The sequence below is a fragment of the Pseudomonas panipatensis genome, assembly GCF_900099785.1.
Classification (GTDB): domain Bacteria; phylum Pseudomonadota; class Gammaproteobacteria; order Pseudomonadales; family Pseudomonadaceae; genus Pseudomonas; species Pseudomonas panipatensis.
The window spans coordinates 113,516-128,835 of the sequence record NZ_FNDS01000007.1 but is presented as its reverse complement, the minus strand read 5'-3'; the positions used below and the strand labels follow the sequence as shown (position 1 = coordinate 128,835).

General features: G+C 64.6%; 13 protein-coding genes. 3 read left to right on the top strand and 10 right to left on the bottom strand.

Going from position 1 to position 15,320, the window contains the following annotated elements; genetic code table 11:
- Positions 1-53: 53 nt before the first annotated feature.
- Positions 54-1,316 (bottom strand): transcription termination factor Rho, encoded by a 1,263-nt coding sequence (gene rho / locus BLQ74_RS17070; RefSeq protein WP_090264310.1) that lies wholly within the window; start codon positions 1,314-1,316, stop codon positions 54-56.
- 245 nt (positions 1,317-1,561) lie between these two features.
- Complete coding sequence (trxA, locus tag BLQ74_RS17065; protein ID WP_090264308.1) at positions 1,562-1,888, bottom strand: thioredoxin TrxA; 327 nt, start codon at positions 1,886-1,888, stop codon at positions 1,562-1,564.
- Positions 1,889-2,080: 192 nt separating this feature from the next.
- Between trxA and ppx the strand changes: the two genes are divergently transcribed.
- Positions 2,081-3,583 carry an exopolyphosphatase gene (gene ppx / locus BLQ74_RS17060; protein ID WP_090264306.1) on the top strand — a complete coding sequence of 501 codons (1,503 nt, stop codon included), beginning with the start codon at positions 2,081-2,083 and terminating at the stop codon, positions 3,581-3,583.
- 74 nt (positions 3,584-3,657) lie between these two features.
- Here the strand turns inward: ppx and ppk1 are convergent, their stop codons facing one another.
- Together ppk1 and hemB are read right to left on the bottom strand one after the other, a co-directional pair.
- The gene (ppk1, locus tag BLQ74_RS17055; protein WP_090264304.1) at positions 3,658-5,853 is read right to left on the bottom strand and encodes a polyphosphate kinase 1; all 2,196 of its coding nucleotides are present in this window, start codon (positions 5,851-5,853) and stop codon (positions 3,658-3,660) included.
- 21 nt (positions 5,854-5,874) lie between these two features.
- Positions 5,875-6,888: a porphobilinogen synthase gene (gene hemB, locus BLQ74_RS17050; protein WP_090264302.1), complete on the bottom strand. Its 1,014-nt coding sequence runs from the start codon at positions 6,886-6,888 to the stop codon at positions 5,875-5,877.
- A gap of 244 nt (positions 6,889-7,132) precedes the next feature.
- On the opposite strand from hemB, the gene BLQ74_RS17045 reads away from it, so the two are divergent.
- Together BLQ74_RS17045 and elbB are read left to right on the top strand one after the other, a co-directional pair.
- Entirely contained in the window at positions 7,133-7,696 is a 564-nt protein-coding gene (locus BLQ74_RS17045) for a DedA family protein (protein ID WP_090264300.1), read from the top strand.
- 297 nt (positions 7,697-7,993) lie between these two features.
- On the top strand, positions 7,994-8,647 hold the full coding sequence (gene elbB / locus BLQ74_RS17040) for an isoprenoid biosynthesis glyoxalase ElbB (RefSeq protein ID WP_090264298.1): 654 nt from the start codon (positions 7,994-7,996) through the stop codon (positions 8,645-8,647).
- A 45-nt stretch (positions 8,648-8,692) separates the two neighbouring features.
- Here elbB and BLQ74_RS17035 read toward each other — a convergent pair whose 3' ends face one another.
- From BLQ74_RS17035 to BLQ74_RS17010, 6 genes are all read right to left on the bottom strand, one after another.
- Positions 8,693-9,163 carry a YaiI/YqxD family protein gene (locus BLQ74_RS17035; RefSeq protein WP_090264296.1) on the bottom strand — a complete coding sequence of 157 codons (471 nt, stop codon included), beginning with the start codon at positions 9,161-9,163 and terminating at the stop codon, positions 8,693-8,695.
- Positions 9,164-9,232: 69 nt separating this feature from the next.
- On the bottom strand, positions 9,233-11,134 hold the full coding sequence (locus tag BLQ74_RS17030; protein ID WP_090264294.1) for an FTR1 family protein: 1,902 nt from the start codon (positions 11,132-11,134) through the stop codon (positions 9,233-9,235).
- A 94-nt stretch (positions 11,135-11,228) separates the two neighbouring features.
- Positions 11,229-11,858: a LysE family transporter gene (locus BLQ74_RS17025; RefSeq protein WP_090264292.1), complete on the bottom strand. Its 630-nt coding sequence runs from the start codon at positions 11,856-11,858 to the stop codon at positions 11,229-11,231.
- 169 nt (positions 11,859-12,027) lie between these two features.
- Positions 12,028-12,786, bottom strand: a complete 759-nt coding sequence (locus BLQ74_RS17020) for a TerC family protein (RefSeq protein WP_090264290.1) — start codon at positions 12,784-12,786, stop codon at positions 12,028-12,030.
- A gap of 33 nt (positions 12,787-12,819) precedes the next feature.
- A complete protein-coding gene (locus tag BLQ74_RS17015; protein WP_090264288.1) occupies positions 12,820-13,383 on the bottom strand; it encodes a mechanosensitive ion channel domain-containing protein in 564 nt (187 codons plus the stop codon).
- Positions 13,383-15,293 carry an ATP-binding cassette domain-containing protein gene (locus tag BLQ74_RS17010; protein ID WP_090264286.1) on the bottom strand — a complete coding sequence of 637 codons (1,911 nt, stop codon included), beginning with the start codon at positions 15,291-15,293 and terminating at the stop codon, positions 13,383-13,385. Before BLQ74_RS17010 ends, BLQ74_RS17015 begins: the two co-directional genes overlap by 1 nt.
- Positions 15,294-15,320 lie beyond the last annotated feature (27 nt).

The window sequence follows — 15,320 nt, the reverse complement described above, 5'->3', positions numbered from 1 at the left end:
TCGCAGAAACACGAAGGCCGGGTTTCCCCGGCCTTATCGTGCAACCTGAGCGCTTACTTGCTGCGCTTCATCGAGTCGAAGAACTCGTCGTTGGTCTTGGTCTGGCGCAGCTTGTCGAGGAGGAATTCGACCGCCGATATCTCGTCCATCGGGTGCAGAATCTTGCGCAGGATCCACATGCGCTGCAGTTCTTCCTCGCCGGTCAGCAGCTCTTCGCGACGGGTACCCGAGCGATTGATGTTGATCGCCGGGAACACACGCTTCTCGGCAATGCGGCGGTCGAGGATCAGCTCCATGTTGCCGGTGCCTTTGAACTCCTCGTAGATCACCTCGTCCATCTTCGAACCGGTCTCGATCAGCGCGGTGGCGAGGATGGTCAGCGAACCGCCTTCCTCGATGTTGCGCGCGGCGCCGAAGAAGCGCTTGGGCTTCTCCAGGGCGTGGGCGTCGACACCACCGGTGAGCACCTTGCCGGAACTCGGGATCACGGTGTTGTAGGCACGCGCCAGACGGGTGATGGAGTCGAGCAGGATGATCACGTCCTTCTTGTGCTCGACCAGGCGCTTGGCCTTCTCGATCACCATTTCGGCGACCTGCACGTGGCGGGTCGGCGGTTCGTCGAAGGTCGAGGCGACCACTTCGCCGCGCACGGTGCGCTGCATTTCGGTCACTTCTTCCGGGCGCTCGTCGATCAGCAGGACGATCAGGTGGCACTCGGGGTTGTTACGGGTAATGTTGGCCGCGATGTTCTGCAGCATGATGGTCTTACCGGCCTTCGGCGGCGCGACGATCAGGCCACGCTGGCCCTTGCCGATCGGCGAACAGAGATCGATCACGCGGCCGGTGAGGTCTTCCGTGGAGCCGTTGCCGGCTTCCATGGTCAGGCGCTTGGTCGGGAACAGCGGGGTCAGGTTCTCGAAGAGAATCTTATTCTTCGCGTTCTCCGGGCGATCGAAGTTGATCGAATCGACCTTGAGCAGGGCGAAGTAACGCTCGCCCTCCTTCGGCGGGCGAATCTTGCCGACGATGGTGTCCCCGGTGCGCAGGTTGAAGCGACGGATCTGGCTGGGCGAGACGTAGATGTCGTCAGGGCCGGCCAGGTACGAGGAATCGGCGGAGCGCAGGAAGCCGAAGCCGTCCTGGAGAATCTCCAGCACGCCGTCGCCGGAGATTTCCTCTCCGCTTTTCGCGTGCTTCTTCAACAGCGCGAAGATGATGTCCTGCTTGCGCGAACGAGCCATGTTTTCCAGGCCCATGGCATCGGACATTTCCAGCAATTCGGCGATCGGCTTTTGCTTGAGTTCGGTCAGATTCATATGAAGGAGGAGTAAATGAGATGAAAGAGAGTAAGGGAAACAAGCGTGAGAGCTTGAAAGGCCGTGCCGCAGAGTGACGACAGGATCGCTTGGAAATACGAATAGGAACTGCGTCGGCGACGGCTTGCAGGGAACAACGTAAACCACGTTGTGCGGCCGACTCTAACATCGGTGCCCATAGGCGTCTAGGGGACAGGCAGAAAAAAGCCCCGCCATTTGCGGGGCCTTTTTCGCGGCGGATCGACTCAGATGTTGCTGTCGAGGAACGCCGCCAATTGCGACTTGGACAGGGCGCCGACCTTGGTCGCTTCGACATTGCCGCCCTTGAACAGCATCAGGGTCGGGATGCCGCGCACGCCGTACTTCGGCGGGGTGTCCTGGTTCTCGTCGATGTTCAGCTTGCAGACCTTCAGTTTGCCCTGATAGTCCTTGGCGATCTCGTCGAGTACCGGTGCGATCATCTTGCACGGACCGCACCACTCGGCCCAGTAGTCCACCAGTACTGGACCATCGGCCTTCAGCACATCCTGCTCGAAGCTGGCATCGGTAACGCTGACGATATGTTCGCTCATGAAATCTCTCCGTGGGATCGGATGCGAAAAAGTGACCGCCATCATAGCCCGGCTTGAACGCCTTCGAAAGGCGCAGGCGATTGAGTGTCACTATCGCGATCGCGGCGAAAGTCGATCGATGGCCTGGCTTTCGTTGGCACTCGGGGCCTATCGTGGCAGGATGTCGGGGTTCACCATGGGACCTTTTCCAACATGCCTTACACCCCTGCCAAGACCTTCCCGCTGATCGCCGCCCTCGATCTGGGCTCCAACAGCTTCCACATGGTCCTGGCCAAGGCCGATCACGGCGAAATCCGCATCCTTGAGCGCCTCGGCGAGAAGGTTCAGCTGGCCGCGGGCATCGGCGAGGACCGTTTGCTCAACGAAGAGGCGATGCAACGCGGCCTCGATTGCCTGCGTCGTTTCGCCCAACTGATCAACGGTATGCCGCAGGGCTCCGTGCGCGTGGTCGGCACCAACGCTCTGCGCGAGGCGCGCAACCGCATCGAGTTCACCCGCCGCGCCGAAGAAATCCTCGGCCATCCGGTGGAAGTCATCTCCGGTCGTGAAGAGGCCCGCCTCATCTATCTGGGCGTGTCGCACACCCTGCCGGACACCGCCGGGCGCCGCCTGGTGACCGATATCGGCGGCGGCAGCACCGAATTCATCATCGGCCAGCGCTTCGAGTCGCAACTGCGCGAAAGCCTGCAGATGGGTTGCGTCAGCTACACCCAGCGCTATTTCAAGGACGGCAAGATCACCCCGGCGCGCTACGCCCAGGCCTACACCTCGGCGCGCCTGGAGCTGATGGCGATCGAAAACAGCCTGCGCCGCCTCGGCTGGGACGAGGCGGTCGGCGCCTCCGGCACCATCCGCTCGGTCGGCCTGGCGATCCAGGCCGGCGGCCATGGCAACGGCGAGATCAACCCCGAGGGCCTGGCGTGGCTCAAGCGCAAGGTGCTGAAGCTCGGCGAAGTGGAGAAGCTCGACCTCGACGGCATCAAGCCCGACCGCCGGCCGATCTTCCCGGCCGGCCTGGCCATCGTCGAAGCCCTGTTCGATGCCCTCGAACTGAAGCAACTGACCCATTCCGAAGGCGCGCTGCGCGAAGGCGTGCTGTATGACCTGCTCGGCCGTCACCAGCACGAGGACGTGCGCGAGCGCACCATCAGCGCGCTGATCGAGCGCTATCACGTCGACCTGGACCAGGCCGCGCGGGTCGAGGCCAAGGCGCTCAAGACCCTGGACGAAGTGGCTGACGCCTGGGAACTGAAGGACGACTGGCACCGCGAATTGCTGGGCTGGGCGGCGCGCGTCCACGAACTGGGCCTGGACATCGCGCACTACCACTACCACAAGCATGGCGCCTATCTGATCGAGCACTCCGACCTGGCCGGCTTCTCCCGTGAGGACCAGCAGGTGCTGGCGCTACTGGTCCGCGGCCACAGGCGCAACATCCCGGCGGACCGTTTCGTCGAACTGGGCGAGGAAGGCGACAAGCTGATCCGCCTGTGCATCGTGCTGCGCTTCGCCATTCTCTTCCATCACATCCGCGGCACCCAGGAAATGCCCGGGGTGACGCTCAAGGCCGGGCCGAAGAACCTGGACGTGCGCTTCCCGAAAGGCTGGCTGGAAGCCAATCCGCTGACCCAGGCCGACTTCGAGCAGGAAGCCTCCTGGCTGCAACGGGTCGGTTATCAGCTAAGCGTCAGCTAAGCCTCCCCGGCAAAGCAAAAAGGCCCTGCCGCATCGACGGCAGGGCCTTTTCGTTGGGGCTGGCGAATCGCGGCTCAGCGCGAATTGATCACCGGCGTGCACAGCCGCTCAAGCAGCATCGCCTGGGCATTGCGGGCATTCTGGTTGCCGGTCGGCGCGAGCCGCTGATAGCTGCCGTCGGACTGCAGGACCCACGCCTGGGTATTGTCGGCCATGTAGAGCTCGAGCTCCTTCTTGACCCGCAGCACCAGTTTCTTGCCCTCGACCGGGAAGCAGGTCTCGACGCGCATGTCGAGGTTGCGCTCCATCCAGTCGGCGCTGGAGAGATAGAGCTTCTCGTCGCCGCCGTTGAGGAAGTAGTAGATGCGGCTGTGTTCGAGGAAACGGCCGATGATGGAGCGCACCTGGATGTTGTGCGATACGCCGGGCACGCCCGGGCGCAGGCAGCACATGCCACGCACCACCAGATCGATCTTCACCCCGGCCTGACTGGCCTTGTACAGCGCGCGGATGACCTTGGGGTCGGTCAAGGCGTTGACCTTGGCCATGATGTGCGCCGGCTTGCCCTCGGCGGCCTGGGCCGCCTCGCGGTTGATCATCTCCAGCAGGTTCTTCTTCAAGGTGAAGGGCGCGTGCAGGAGCTTCTTCATGCGCAGGGTCTTGCCCATGCCGATCAGCTGGTTGAACAGCTTGTGCAGGTCCTCGCACAGCGCCACATCGGCGGTCAGCAGGCTGTAGTCGGTGTACAGCCGGGCGTTGCCGGCGTGGTAGTTGCCGGTCCCCAGGTGCGCGTAGCGGCGCAGCTCGCCATCCTCGCGACGGAGGATGAGCATCATCTTGGCGTGGGTCTTGAAGCCGACCACGCCGTAGATCACCACCGCGCCTGCCTGTTGCAGGCGGCTGGCCAGTTGCAGGTTGGATTCTTCGTCGAAGCGCGCGCGCAGCTCGATCACCGCGGTGACTTCCTTGCCATTGCGTGCCGCCTCGACCAGCGCATCGACGATTTCCGAGTTGGCCCCCGAACGGTACAGGGTCTGCTTGATGGCCAGGACGTTGGGGTCCTTGGCGGCCTGGCGCAGCAGGTCGATCACCGGCGTGAAGGACTCGAACGGGTGCAACAGCAGCACGTCGAGCTTGCCCAGCACGTTGAAGAGGTTTTCCTTCTTCTGCAGCAGCTTGGGAATGGTCGGGGTGAACGGCGGGTTCTGCAATTCGGGATGGCTGGCCAGGCCTGTGACGCTGAACAGGCGCGTCAGGTTGACCGGACCGCTGACGTTGTACAGCTCGTTCTCGGAAAGACCGAACTGCTTCAGCAGGTAATTGGTCAGGTGGCGCGGGCAGGTATCCACCACTTCGAGACGCACGGCATCACCGTAGCGCCGCGAGAACAACTCGCCACGCAGCGCCCGCGCCAGGTCCTCGACATCCTCGGCGTCCACCGAGAGGTCGGCGTTACGGGTCAGGCGGAACTGGTAGCAGCCCTTCACCTTCATGCCGGCGAACAGGTCGTCGGCGTGGGCATGGATCATCGAGGAGAGGAAGACATAGTTGTCGCCCTCACCGGCGACATCCTCCGGCAGGCGAATGATCCGCGGCAGCGAACGCGGCGCCGGGATGATCGCCAGGCCCGAGTCGCGACCGAAGGCGTCCATCCCCTCCAGCTCGACCACGAAGTTCAGACTCTTGTTCACCAGCAGCGGGAACGGGTGGGTCGGATCGAGGCCGATCGGGGTGATGATTGGGGCGATCTCGTCGCGGAAGAAGCGCCGTACCCAGGCCTTGATCTTCGGCGTCCAGTAGCGCCGACGGATGAAGCGCACGCCGTGCTTGGCCAGTTCCGGCAGCAGCACATCGTTGAGGATGCTGTACTGGCGGGCGACCTGTTCGTGCACTTGATCGCTGATCCGCGCCAGCGCCTGATGCGGCAGCATGCCGTCGGCACCGGCCTGCTCACGGGCGAAGGCGATCTGCTTCTTCAGCCCGGCGACGCGGATTTCGAAGAACTCATCGAGGTTGCTGGAGAAGATCAGCAGGAACTTCAGGCGTTCCAGCAGCGGGTAGGACTCATCCAGCGCCTGCTCCAGCACGCGGATGTTGAACTGCAATTGCGACAGCTCGCGATGAATGTAGAGGGCGCTGTCGTCGACGTTGACCGCCGGCGCGGCGGGAACTTCCAGAGCGACCTCGATGATGTCGGCGGGGGCCGGGGTCTCGATGACGGTCACTTCGGTTTCGAGCAGATCGGTTGCACTTTGGCCTTCAGTATTCATCGCAAGTCTCGTCGCGGGGCCTCAGCCGCCCCTTTTCAATTGTTCTGCCGCACGTTTGGCGAAGTAGGTGAGGATGCCATCGGCGCCGGCGCGCTTGAAGGCCAGCAGCGATTCGAGGATCACCGCCTCGCTCAGCCAGCCGTTCTGGATGGCCGCCATGTGCATCGCGTATTCGCCACTGACCTGATAGACAAAGGTCGGCGCGCGGAACTCATCCTTGGCCCGACGGACGATATCCAGGTAGGGCATGCCCGGCTTGACCATGATCATGTCGGCGCCTTCGGCAAGGTCGGCGGCGATTTCATGCAGGGCTTCGTCGCTGTTGGCCGGGTCCATCTGGTAGGTGGCCTTGCTGCCTTTGCCGAGGTTGGACGCCGAACCGACCGCATCGCGGAACGGACCATAGTAGGCGCTGGCGTACTTGGCCGAGTAAGCCATGATACGGACGTTGGTATGCCCGGTGGACTCCAGTGCCTCGCGGATCGCGCCGACACGCCCGTCCATCATGTCCGACGGGGCCACCACCTGGGCGCCGGCCTCGGCATGGGACAGCGCCTGCTTGACCAGCACGTCGATCGACTCGTCGTTCATCACGTAGCCATGCTCGTCGAGGATGCCATCCTGGCCGTGGCTGGTGAAGGGGTCGAGGGCCACGTCGGTGATGATGCCCAGCTCCGGGAAACGCTCGCGCAGGGCACGGGTGGCGCGCTGGGCGATGCCGTCCGGATTGTAGGCTTCGGCGCCGTCGAGGGACTTCTTCTCCACCGGCGTCACCGGGAACAGCGCCAGGGCGGGAATCCCCAGAGCCACCAGCTCCTCGGCCTCTTTCAGCAGCAGGTCGATCGACAGGCGCTCGACGCCCGGCATCGACGCCACGCTTTCGCGCTGGTTCTTGCCGTCGAGGACGAACACCGGAAGGATCAGGTCATCCACGGTCAGCACGTTCTCGCGCACCAGGCGCCGGGAGAACTCGTCACGGCGATTGCGGCGCAGGCGGGTGAAGGGGAAGGCGCGTTCGGCGGAAATGAAACTCACGGCGTACTCCAGGGCCCGGAAAACAGGCACAGTGTGACAGTTATAGACCTGGATTATGACCGATTGGTAACAAGGGGTGACAGTGACCCAAGGTCGCGGCAACCGGTCGCAGCGGCGCTATACCGCAGGATACGACTAAAGTAGGCGGCCGGGGCCATTGATGGGCCATCTTCGCCGGGAAGGGTGCCTTCCCCCGGAACGACAACCGGGTTAGGCTGCGCGTTCATTTTGCTGCGTTGCCTCGATAATGCTTCAACAATTCCTGCAGGATTTCGGCTATCTCGCTCTGTTCCTCGGAACATTTTTCGAGGGCGAAACCATTCTGGTACTGGCCGGCTTCCTTGCCTTCCGCGGCTACATGCAGCTGGAATACGTGATCGCCGTAGCCTTCCTCGGCAGCTATGCCGGCGACCAGCTCTGGTACTTCATGGGCCGCCGCCACGGACGCAAAATGCTCGCGCGCAGACCGCGCTGGCAAAAGCTCGGCGACCGCGCCCTGGAGCAGGTACGCCGGCATCCGGACCTGTGGGTGCTGAGCTTCCGCTTCGTCTACGGACTCCGCACGGTGATGCCGGTGGCCATCGGCCTGTCCGGCTACCCGCCGCGCCGCTACCTACTCCTCAATGGCCTGGGCGCCATCGTCTGGGCCACCGCGCTCGGCTGCGCCGCGTACTACTTCGGCAGCGTGATGGAGAGCATTCTCGGCAATATCAAGAAATACGAACTGCTCGTCCTCGGCGGCCTGGTTGTCGTAGGCCTGCTGCTGTGGCTGCGCCGGCGCATCAAGTACGGCCGCAACGGCGGCTGATCGGGCGACTGGCGCCTGCCACTCGCTGCGGCGCCAGCAAGCTGAGCAGGCTGCAACCCAGCAACGAGCAAAGGCTCCAGGCCGCCACTGCCAGGCCCACGAGGCGCGCCATCCCGAGCAGCAGGAAGTCAATGGGGATGTAGTCCATGGCGCGACCGAGTCGTTATGCTTATGGGCAGGCCCGGTCTACCGATCCCAGTCCTTCAGTGCCAGGGGACAACGGCCGCCGGAGACAACCCGGCCGGCGTATGGCGACACCCGCCGCCCGCTGGCCAGCCCCGAACCAGGAGCCATTCCATGCACAAGAAAGTTGCCGTCATCCTTTCCGGTTGCGGCGTCTTCGACGGCGCCGAAGTCCATGAAAGCGTCATCACCCTGCTGCGCCTCGACCAGCGCGGCGCCCAGGTCCAGTGCTTCGCCCCGAACATCGCCCAGCATCATGTGCTCAATCACCTGAGTGGCGCGGAAATGCCAGAGAGCCGCAATGTGCTGGTGGAATCCGCGCGCATCGCGCGGGGCGCGGTGAAAGATGTGCGCGAAGCCCGTGTCGAAGACTTCGACGCGCTCATCGTGCCCGGTGGCTTCGGCGCGGCGAAGAATCTCAGTGATTTCGCCTTCCGCGGCGAGCAGTGCGAAGTGCAGCCGGACGTCCTCGCCCTGGCCAAAGCCTTCGCCGCCGCGCACAAGCCGATCGGGCTGATCTGCATCGCCCCATCGATGGCGCCACGGATCTACGGAGCGGGCATCGAGTGCACCATCGGCAACGATGCGGAGACCGCCGCTGTGCTGACCCGCATGGGCGCCAAGCACGTCGACTGCACGGTGGACGAGATCGTTGAAGATCACCACCACAAGCTGGTCAGCACCCCCGCCTACATGCTCGCGCAATCCATTGCCGAGGCGGCCAGCGGCATCAACAAGTTGGTCGACCGGGTACTCGAACTCGCCTGAGCCCGGCACCAGGGGCGCGGGCTGAAACGCACCGCGCCCCGCGCTTCACGCCTTGCGCGTTTGCGCCTCACGCATCAGGCGCGTCAACAGACGGTCCAGGGCGTTGGCGAAGGCCTGCTTGTCCTTCTCGCCATACGGCGCCTGGCCACCGCCCATCTGGCCCTGGTCACGCAGATCGGTGAGCAGATTGCGTACCGCCAGGCGTTCCCCCATGTTCTTCGTGTCGAATTCCCGACCACGCGGGTCAAGGGCATCCACACCCTTCTTCACCAGCCGATCGGCCAGCGGCACGTCACTGCAGATCACCAGGTCGCCCGGCTCGGCCTGCTCCACCAGATAGTCATCGGCAGCGTCCAGGCCACTTTCCACGACGATCAGCCGCACCCAGGCGAACGGCGGCTTGACCTGGGATTGCCCGGCCACCAGCCAGACTTCCAATTGGCGCTTGTGGGCGAACTTGACCACCAACTCCTTGGCCGCACGCGGGCAGGCGTCGGCGTCGATCCAGATACGCATGACAATGGACTCCTCGAAAACGACGACGGCCAGTATCGCACTGGCCGTCGTCGATTAGCGCCTGCCCGCTCAGGCAGCGGCGTCGGCCGCCACCTTGCGGCGCTCGGCCAGGCGGCTACGGCCGTACAGCACGGCAACCGCCAGCAACGCCAGGGCCTGTGCCGACAGCGAGTAGGCATCGGCCTTGATGCCGAGCCAGTCGAAGTCGAAGAAGGGCACCGGCCGGGTGCCGATGATGCCGGCTTCCTGCAGCGCCACCACGCCATGTCCGGCGAACACTACCGACAGCGCGCAGAGCAACGCGGCGTTGATGCTGAAGAACAGCCCCAGCGGCAGCTTGGCCGAGCCACGCAGGATGATCCAGGCCAGCCCCACCAGCAGCACCACGGCGCTCGCGGCGCCGGTGAGCACGGCGCTGTGCCCGGCCGGGCCAGCCTGCAGCCAGAGGGTTTCGTAGAACAGAATGACTTCGAACAGCTCACGGTAGACGGAGAAGAACGCCAGCACGGCGAAACCGAAACGACCGCCGCCGCCGACCAGGCTGCTGCGGATGTAGTCCTGCCAGGCGGCCGCGTGGCGACGGTCATGCATCCACACGCCGAGCCAGAGCACCATCACGCAGGCGAACAGCGAGGTGAAGCCTTCCATGAGTTCTCGCTGGGCGCCGCCGATGTTGATCGCATAGGCGGCCACGGCCCAGGTGGCGAAGCCGGCGACGAACGCCAGGCCCCAGCCGACGTGCACGCCACGGATAGCCTTTTCCTGGCCGGTATTGCGCAGGAACGCCAGCACCGCAGCCAGTACCAGGATGGCTTCCACCCCTTCGCGCAGCAGGATCAACAGCGCCGAGATGAAGCTGATGGTAGTGCTCAGGGAGTCGCCGCTGAGGGCCTTGGCGGCGTCGCCCAGCTTGGCCTTGGCCAACGCCAGTTGCTGCGCTACCTGCGCTTCCGGCAGACCGTCACGCAGCGTCTGGCGGTAGGCCATGAGTTCCTTTTCGGTGGCCTTGCGCAGGGCGGCATCGACGTTGTCCAGCGAGCTTTCCACCAGCTCGAAGCCTTCCAGGTAGGCGGCGACCGAGAGGTCGTAAGCCTGGTCATGGTCGCCCGCGCGGTACACCGCGAAGCTCTTGTCGAGGGTTGCCGCGGTGTAGTCGATCAACTGGCCGGGGCCACGCTGCTCCAGCGGTGGATGGGCACGCAGGGCGCGGAAGCTCTCCGCCGCCGCGACGCCATCGTGCTCGGCCACCTCGGCCGGGGTCTGGGTCGCCAGGGTCGCCAATGGGTAACGCTGGGCCGGGTCTGCCGAGGCCTCGCCAGCGCTCAGGCTGGCGATATAGGCGGCCATGTCCCAGCGCTGACGCTCGTCGAGCTGGTCGCCGAAGGCCGGCATGTCGGTGCCGCCGACCCCCAGGGTGACGACGTTGCGCAGGTCGTAGAGGCTCAGGTGATCCAGGCGCGCACGATCGGTCAGGTTGGCCGGTGGCGGTTGCAGGCCGATGCCCGCGGGGCCGTCGCCCTTGCCGGCCTGGCCGTGGCAGATCGAGCACTGCTGGGCGAAGATCGGCGCCGCCCGCGCCGGGTCCGGGGTGATCGAAGGCGTCTGCACGACCTGATAGACATCGGCGATGCGCGCTTCCAGATGACGTGCCTGCTGGGCCACCTGCTTGCCGGATTGGCGCTGCTCGATCGCCTGTTTCAGGGTCAGGGCCTCGCGTTCCAGATCAGCGCGTGCGGCATTCGCCGGCAGGGCCAGGAGAAGGCCCTGCAGATTGCCGACGAACTCGACCTGCTCCTTGTATTCACCGGGGTCGACGATGTTGCCGTCCGCCACGGTGGGCGGGTAGTCCGCCGCGAGGTAGCTGAGCAGGTGTAGCGCTTGGGAGGGATCGACAGCCGTGTCGGCAAAAGCTCCTAGGCTGAACGCACCGAACAGTGGCAACAGCCAGACAAGCAGTTTTGAGGGGCGCATGGCGAAAGCAAATGAGAATGGATGAGATTCCAATTGTTACCGCGTGCTTCCCCCGATGCAAGGAAAAAGACTCTTGCCGTAAACGACGCTCGCTTCAGAGCGGCGCGCGACGCACCGTTGCCAGCAGCGCGGCGGCGCCCACGAACAGGGTCGCGAAGGTGCGATTCATCAGCGTTTGCTGGCGCGGCGAACGCAGCGCGCGCAGCACGCGTGCGGCAAGGCCGGTGTAGCCGGCCATGACGATCAGGTCGACGCAGATCATGGTGATGCCCATGATCAGGTACTGCGCCAGCAGCGGCTGATGGGGGTCGATGAACTGCGGCAGCACCGCGAGCATGAAGACCACCGCCTTGGGGTTGCTCGAATTGACCAGGAAGCCGCGCAGCACCAGGCTCAGCGGTCGGCCGATGGGGCGCTCGGCGCTCGCCGACAGTGCCTGCGGCGCCGCCGTCCACTGCCGCCAGGCCAGGTAGACCAGGTAAAGCACGCCGAACCACTTGATCAGGCTGAAGGCCAGCGCCGAGGTCGCCAGCAGCGCGCCAACGCCCGCCGCGACGATGGCGATCTGCAGGGCCAGGCCGATCTGCAGCCCCAGGGCGTTCCAGTAGCCGCGCAGGAAACCGTACTGCAGACCGCAGGACATTGATGCGATGGCGCCGGCACCGGGCGACAGGCTGATGATCCAGCAGGCGATGAAGAAGGCGAACCAGGTACTGGCGAGCATAGGAAAACCTCGGCGGGGCGCCCGTTGGCGCCGCAACATTCGGTAAGGGAGGCCTCAGTGTGCCCTACTCGGAGGATGGCGCCCAGCATCAGCCGACGTCCCTGCCGCCGCCCCACGGCCACACATGAAAAAGCCCGGCACCAGGCCGGGCTGTTTCATGCCGGAAGCATCAGCTCGGCAGGTCCTTGCGCAACTTCACCGGCTCCTCGCCGCGCTTGCGCGCCAAGGCACCGCGCAAGCGGATGTTCAGCGCTTCCACGGCCAGAGAGAAGGCCATGGCGAAGTAGACGTAGCCCTTCGGCACATGCACCTCGAAGGCCTCGGCGATCAACACCGTGCCCACCACGATGAGGAACGACAGGGCGAGCATCTTCAGCGACGGGTGCTTGTCGATGAAGTCGCTGATGGTGCCGGCGGCCAGCATCATGACGCCGACCGAGATGATGATCGCGGCGATCATCACCGGCAGGTTCTGCACCAGGCCCACCGCGGTGATCACCGAGTCCAGGGAGAAGATGATGTCGATGATCGCGATCTGCACGATCACCGCCAGGAAGCCGCGGCTCTTGCCGGTGCCCTGCTCGCCTTCCTCGGCGCCTTCGAGGCTGTGGTAGATCTCCATGGTGCTCTTGAACAGCAGGAACAGACCACCGAAGAAGAGGATCAGGTCACGCCCGGAAATCCCCTGGCCGAAGACCACGAAGAGATCGGCGGTGAGACGCATCACCCAGGTGATCGACAGCAGCAGGAGGATGCGCGTCCCCATCGCCAGTGCCAGGCCGAAGAAACGCGCATTCGGCTGCTGCGCCTGCGGCAAGCGGCTGACGAGGATGGATATGAAGATGATGTTGTCGATGCCGAGGACGATTTCCAGGGCGGTCAGGGTCAGAAATGCAACCCAGATTTCAGGATTCGCGAGCCATTCCATAGGAGGTTGTCCGATCAAAGTGCAGTGGGAAGGTCATTGCCCCGCGGGCAGGTTCGGACCACGCCAGCGACGGATGGCCTTCTGGAAGAACAGGCTGTTGGGCACCTGCAGCAGCGCTGCCGGCTGGCCTTCCTCGACTTGATCCTCGAGCGTGGTGTAGAGCAGGTTGATGGCGATCACTCTCCCCTTCACTCCCGGTTTGTCGGCCGAGTCGATGACCTCGACCAGATCGCCCAGGCGGAACGGGCCGACAGTGAAGATCAGCACCGCGCAGAACAGGTTGGAGAGCACGCTCCAGATGGCGAAGAAGGCCACCGCGGCGACCGCCACGAAGCCGGTCAGCGCAGTCCACAGCACCTCGGCGGAGACACCCAGGCGCTCCAGCACCATCATCAGCGCCGAGCCCATGATCAGCCAGCGCAGCCCGCCACGCAGCGGCAGCAACAGCTCATGGGGAATCGGGTAGCGTTGCGCCAGGCCGTTCAGGCAGCGGGCGACCATGCGCTGCAGCCCCCAGGCGAGCAGCAGGATGAGAATGATCTGCAAGCCACGCAGCAGCGGGTCGCTCCAGGCGATCAGCAGCGGGAACTCACTCATCACTCGCTGGCCTCCAGCTGTGCCTGCAAGGTTTCCAGGGATTCCAGGGCCACCAGCCAGGCCTCTTCGACCTCGCTCTCGCGCGCCTTGAGGGCTGCCTGCTGAGCCAGCAGGTCACGCAGTTCATCCTTGCGCGCGGCCTCGTAGAGCGCACTGTCGCCGAGGCGCTCTTCGAGCCCGGCGAGCTTGTCGTGAATGCCGCCGAGTTCCTTCTCCAGCTTGTCGGCCTCACGCTTGTGCGGCGCCAATTGCTGACGCAATGCCGCGGCAGCCTGGCGCTGCGCACGCTTATCGGTCTTCTCGGCACCCGTCGCGGCTGGCGTCACCGGCGCCTGGCGGGCGCGGAAGTCCACCAGCCAGCGGGCGTAGTCGTCGAGATCGCCATCGAAGTTCTGCACTCGGCCATCCGCCACCAGCAGGAATTCGTCGGTGGTGCTCTTGAGCAGGTGGCGATCGTGGGACACCACCACCACGGCTCCGGAGAACTCCTGCAGGGCCATGGTCAGGGCCAGGCGCATTTCCAGGTCGAGGTGGTTGGTCGGTTCGTCGAGCAGCAGCAGGTTGGGTTTCTGCCAGGCGATCAACGCCAGCGCCAGGCGAGCCTTTTCGCCACCGGAGAAATTCAACACCGGCTCGTCGCAGCGCGCGCCACGGAAATCGAAGCCACCGAGGAAGTCGCGCAGGGTCTGCTCGCGCTCGGTCGGGGCAATGCGTTGCAAATGCAGCAGCGGGCTGGCCTTGGCATCCAGCGAGTCGAGCTGGTGCTGGGCAAAGTAGCCAATGGCGAGGTTCTCGCCGCGCGCCAGATGGCCGGCGAGCAGCGGTAGATCGCCGGACAGCGTCTTGATCAGGGTCGACTTGCCGGCGCCGTTGGGGCCCAGCAGGCCAATGCGCGCGCCCGGCACGAGTTGCAGCTTGACCTTCTCCAGCACGGTCTTGTCGCCATAGCCCAGGCGTGCCTCGGAGAGGTCGAGCAAGGGGCTGGAAATTTTCTCCGACTCGCGGAAGCTGAAGTCGAAGGGCGAGTCAACGTGGGCCGGGGCCAGCTCTTCCAGACGCTCCAGGGCCTTGATGCGGCTCTGCGCCTGGCGTGCCTTGGTCGCCTGGGCCTTGAAGCGAGCGATGTACTTTTCCATGTGCGCGCGCTGGGCCTGCTGCTTCTCGTAGGCCTGCTGCTGCTGCGCCAGGCGTTCGGCACGGGTGCGTTCGAAGGCCGAGTAGCCGCCGCGATAGAGGGTCAGCTTGCGCTGGTCGAGGTGCACCACATTGTCGACCACGGCATCGAGGAAATCGCGGTCGTGGGAGATGAGCACCAGAGTGCCCGGATAGCCTTTCAGCCACTCTTCGAGCCAGAGGATGGCGTCGAGGTCCAGGTGGTTGGTCGGCTCGTCGAGCAGCAGCAAGTCCGATGGGCACATCAACGCCTGGGCGAGGTTCAGGCGCATCCGCCAGCCACCGGAGAAATCGCCGACGCGGCGTTCCATCTGCTCGGCGCTGAAGCCAAGGCCGGCGAGCAACTTGCGCGCGCGCGCATCGGCGGTATAGCCGTCGGCGTTGTCCAGCTCGCTATGCAGGCGCGCCAGGGCGGTGCCATCATGCTGCTGCTCGGCGATAGCCAGTTGCGCCTGGATCTGGCGCAGGTGCACATCGCCATCGAGGACGTAGTCCACGGCCAGGCGGTCGAGCGTGTCCACCTCCTGGCGCATGTGCGCGATACGCCAGTCGGGCGGAATCTGGCAGTCACCGGCGTCCTGGCCGAGCTGGCCGCGCAGCAAGGCGAACAGACTGGATTTGCCTGCGCCATTGGCGCCGATCAGGCCGACTTTCTGGCCAGTGTGCAGGGTCAGTTCAGCGTCTTCCAGCAGGCGCTGGGGGCCACGCTGTAGCGTAAGATTTTGTAGTCGAATCATGGCGGCGGAGTTTATCAGCTTCGCCCA

Bases quoted from the DNA above. Each gene is read 5' to 3' on its own strand.
- BLQ74_RS17035 (WP_090264296.1), bottom strand. From the start codon at position 9,163: ATGCGTATCTGGATCGACGCCGACGCCTGCCCGCGTGCGGCCAAGGAG.
- rho (WP_090264310.1), bottom strand. From the start codon at position 1,316: ATGAATCTGACCGAACTCAAGCAAAAGCCGATCGCCGAATTGCTGGAA.
- BLQ74_RS17030 (WP_090264294.1), bottom strand. From the start codon at position 11,134: ATGCGCCCCTCAAAACTGCTTGTCTGGCTGTTGCCACTGTTCGGTGCG.
- BLQ74_RS17010 (WP_090264286.1), bottom strand. From the start codon at position 15,293: ATGATTCGACTACAAAATCTTACGCTACAGCGTGGCCCCCAGCGCCTG.
- BLQ74_RS17025 (WP_090264292.1), bottom strand. From the start codon at position 11,858: ATGCTCGCCAGTACCTGGTTCGCCTTCTTCATCGCCTGCTGGATCATC.
- BLQ74_RS17015 (WP_090264288.1), bottom strand. From the start codon at position 13,383: ATGAGTGAGTTCCCGCTGCTGATCGCCTGGAGCGACCCGCTGCTGCGT.
- BLQ74_RS17020 (WP_090264290.1), bottom strand. From the start codon at position 12,786: ATGGAATGGCTCGCGAATCCTGAAATCTGGGTTGCATTTCTGACCCTG.
- ppk1 (WP_090264304.1), bottom strand. From the start codon at position 5,853: ATGAATACTGAAGGCCAAAGTGCAACCGATCTGCTCGAAACCGAAGTG.
- ppx (WP_090264306.1), top strand. From the start codon at position 2,081: ATGCCTTACACCCCTGCCAAGACCTTCCCGCTGATCGCCGCCCTCGAT.
- elbB (WP_090264298.1), top strand. From the start codon at position 7,994: ATGCACAAGAAAGTTGCCGTCATCCTTTCCGGTTGCGGCGTCTTCGAC.
- trxA (WP_090264308.1), bottom strand. From the start codon at position 1,888: ATGAGCGAACATATCGTCAGCGTTACCGATGCCAGCTTCGAGCAGGAT.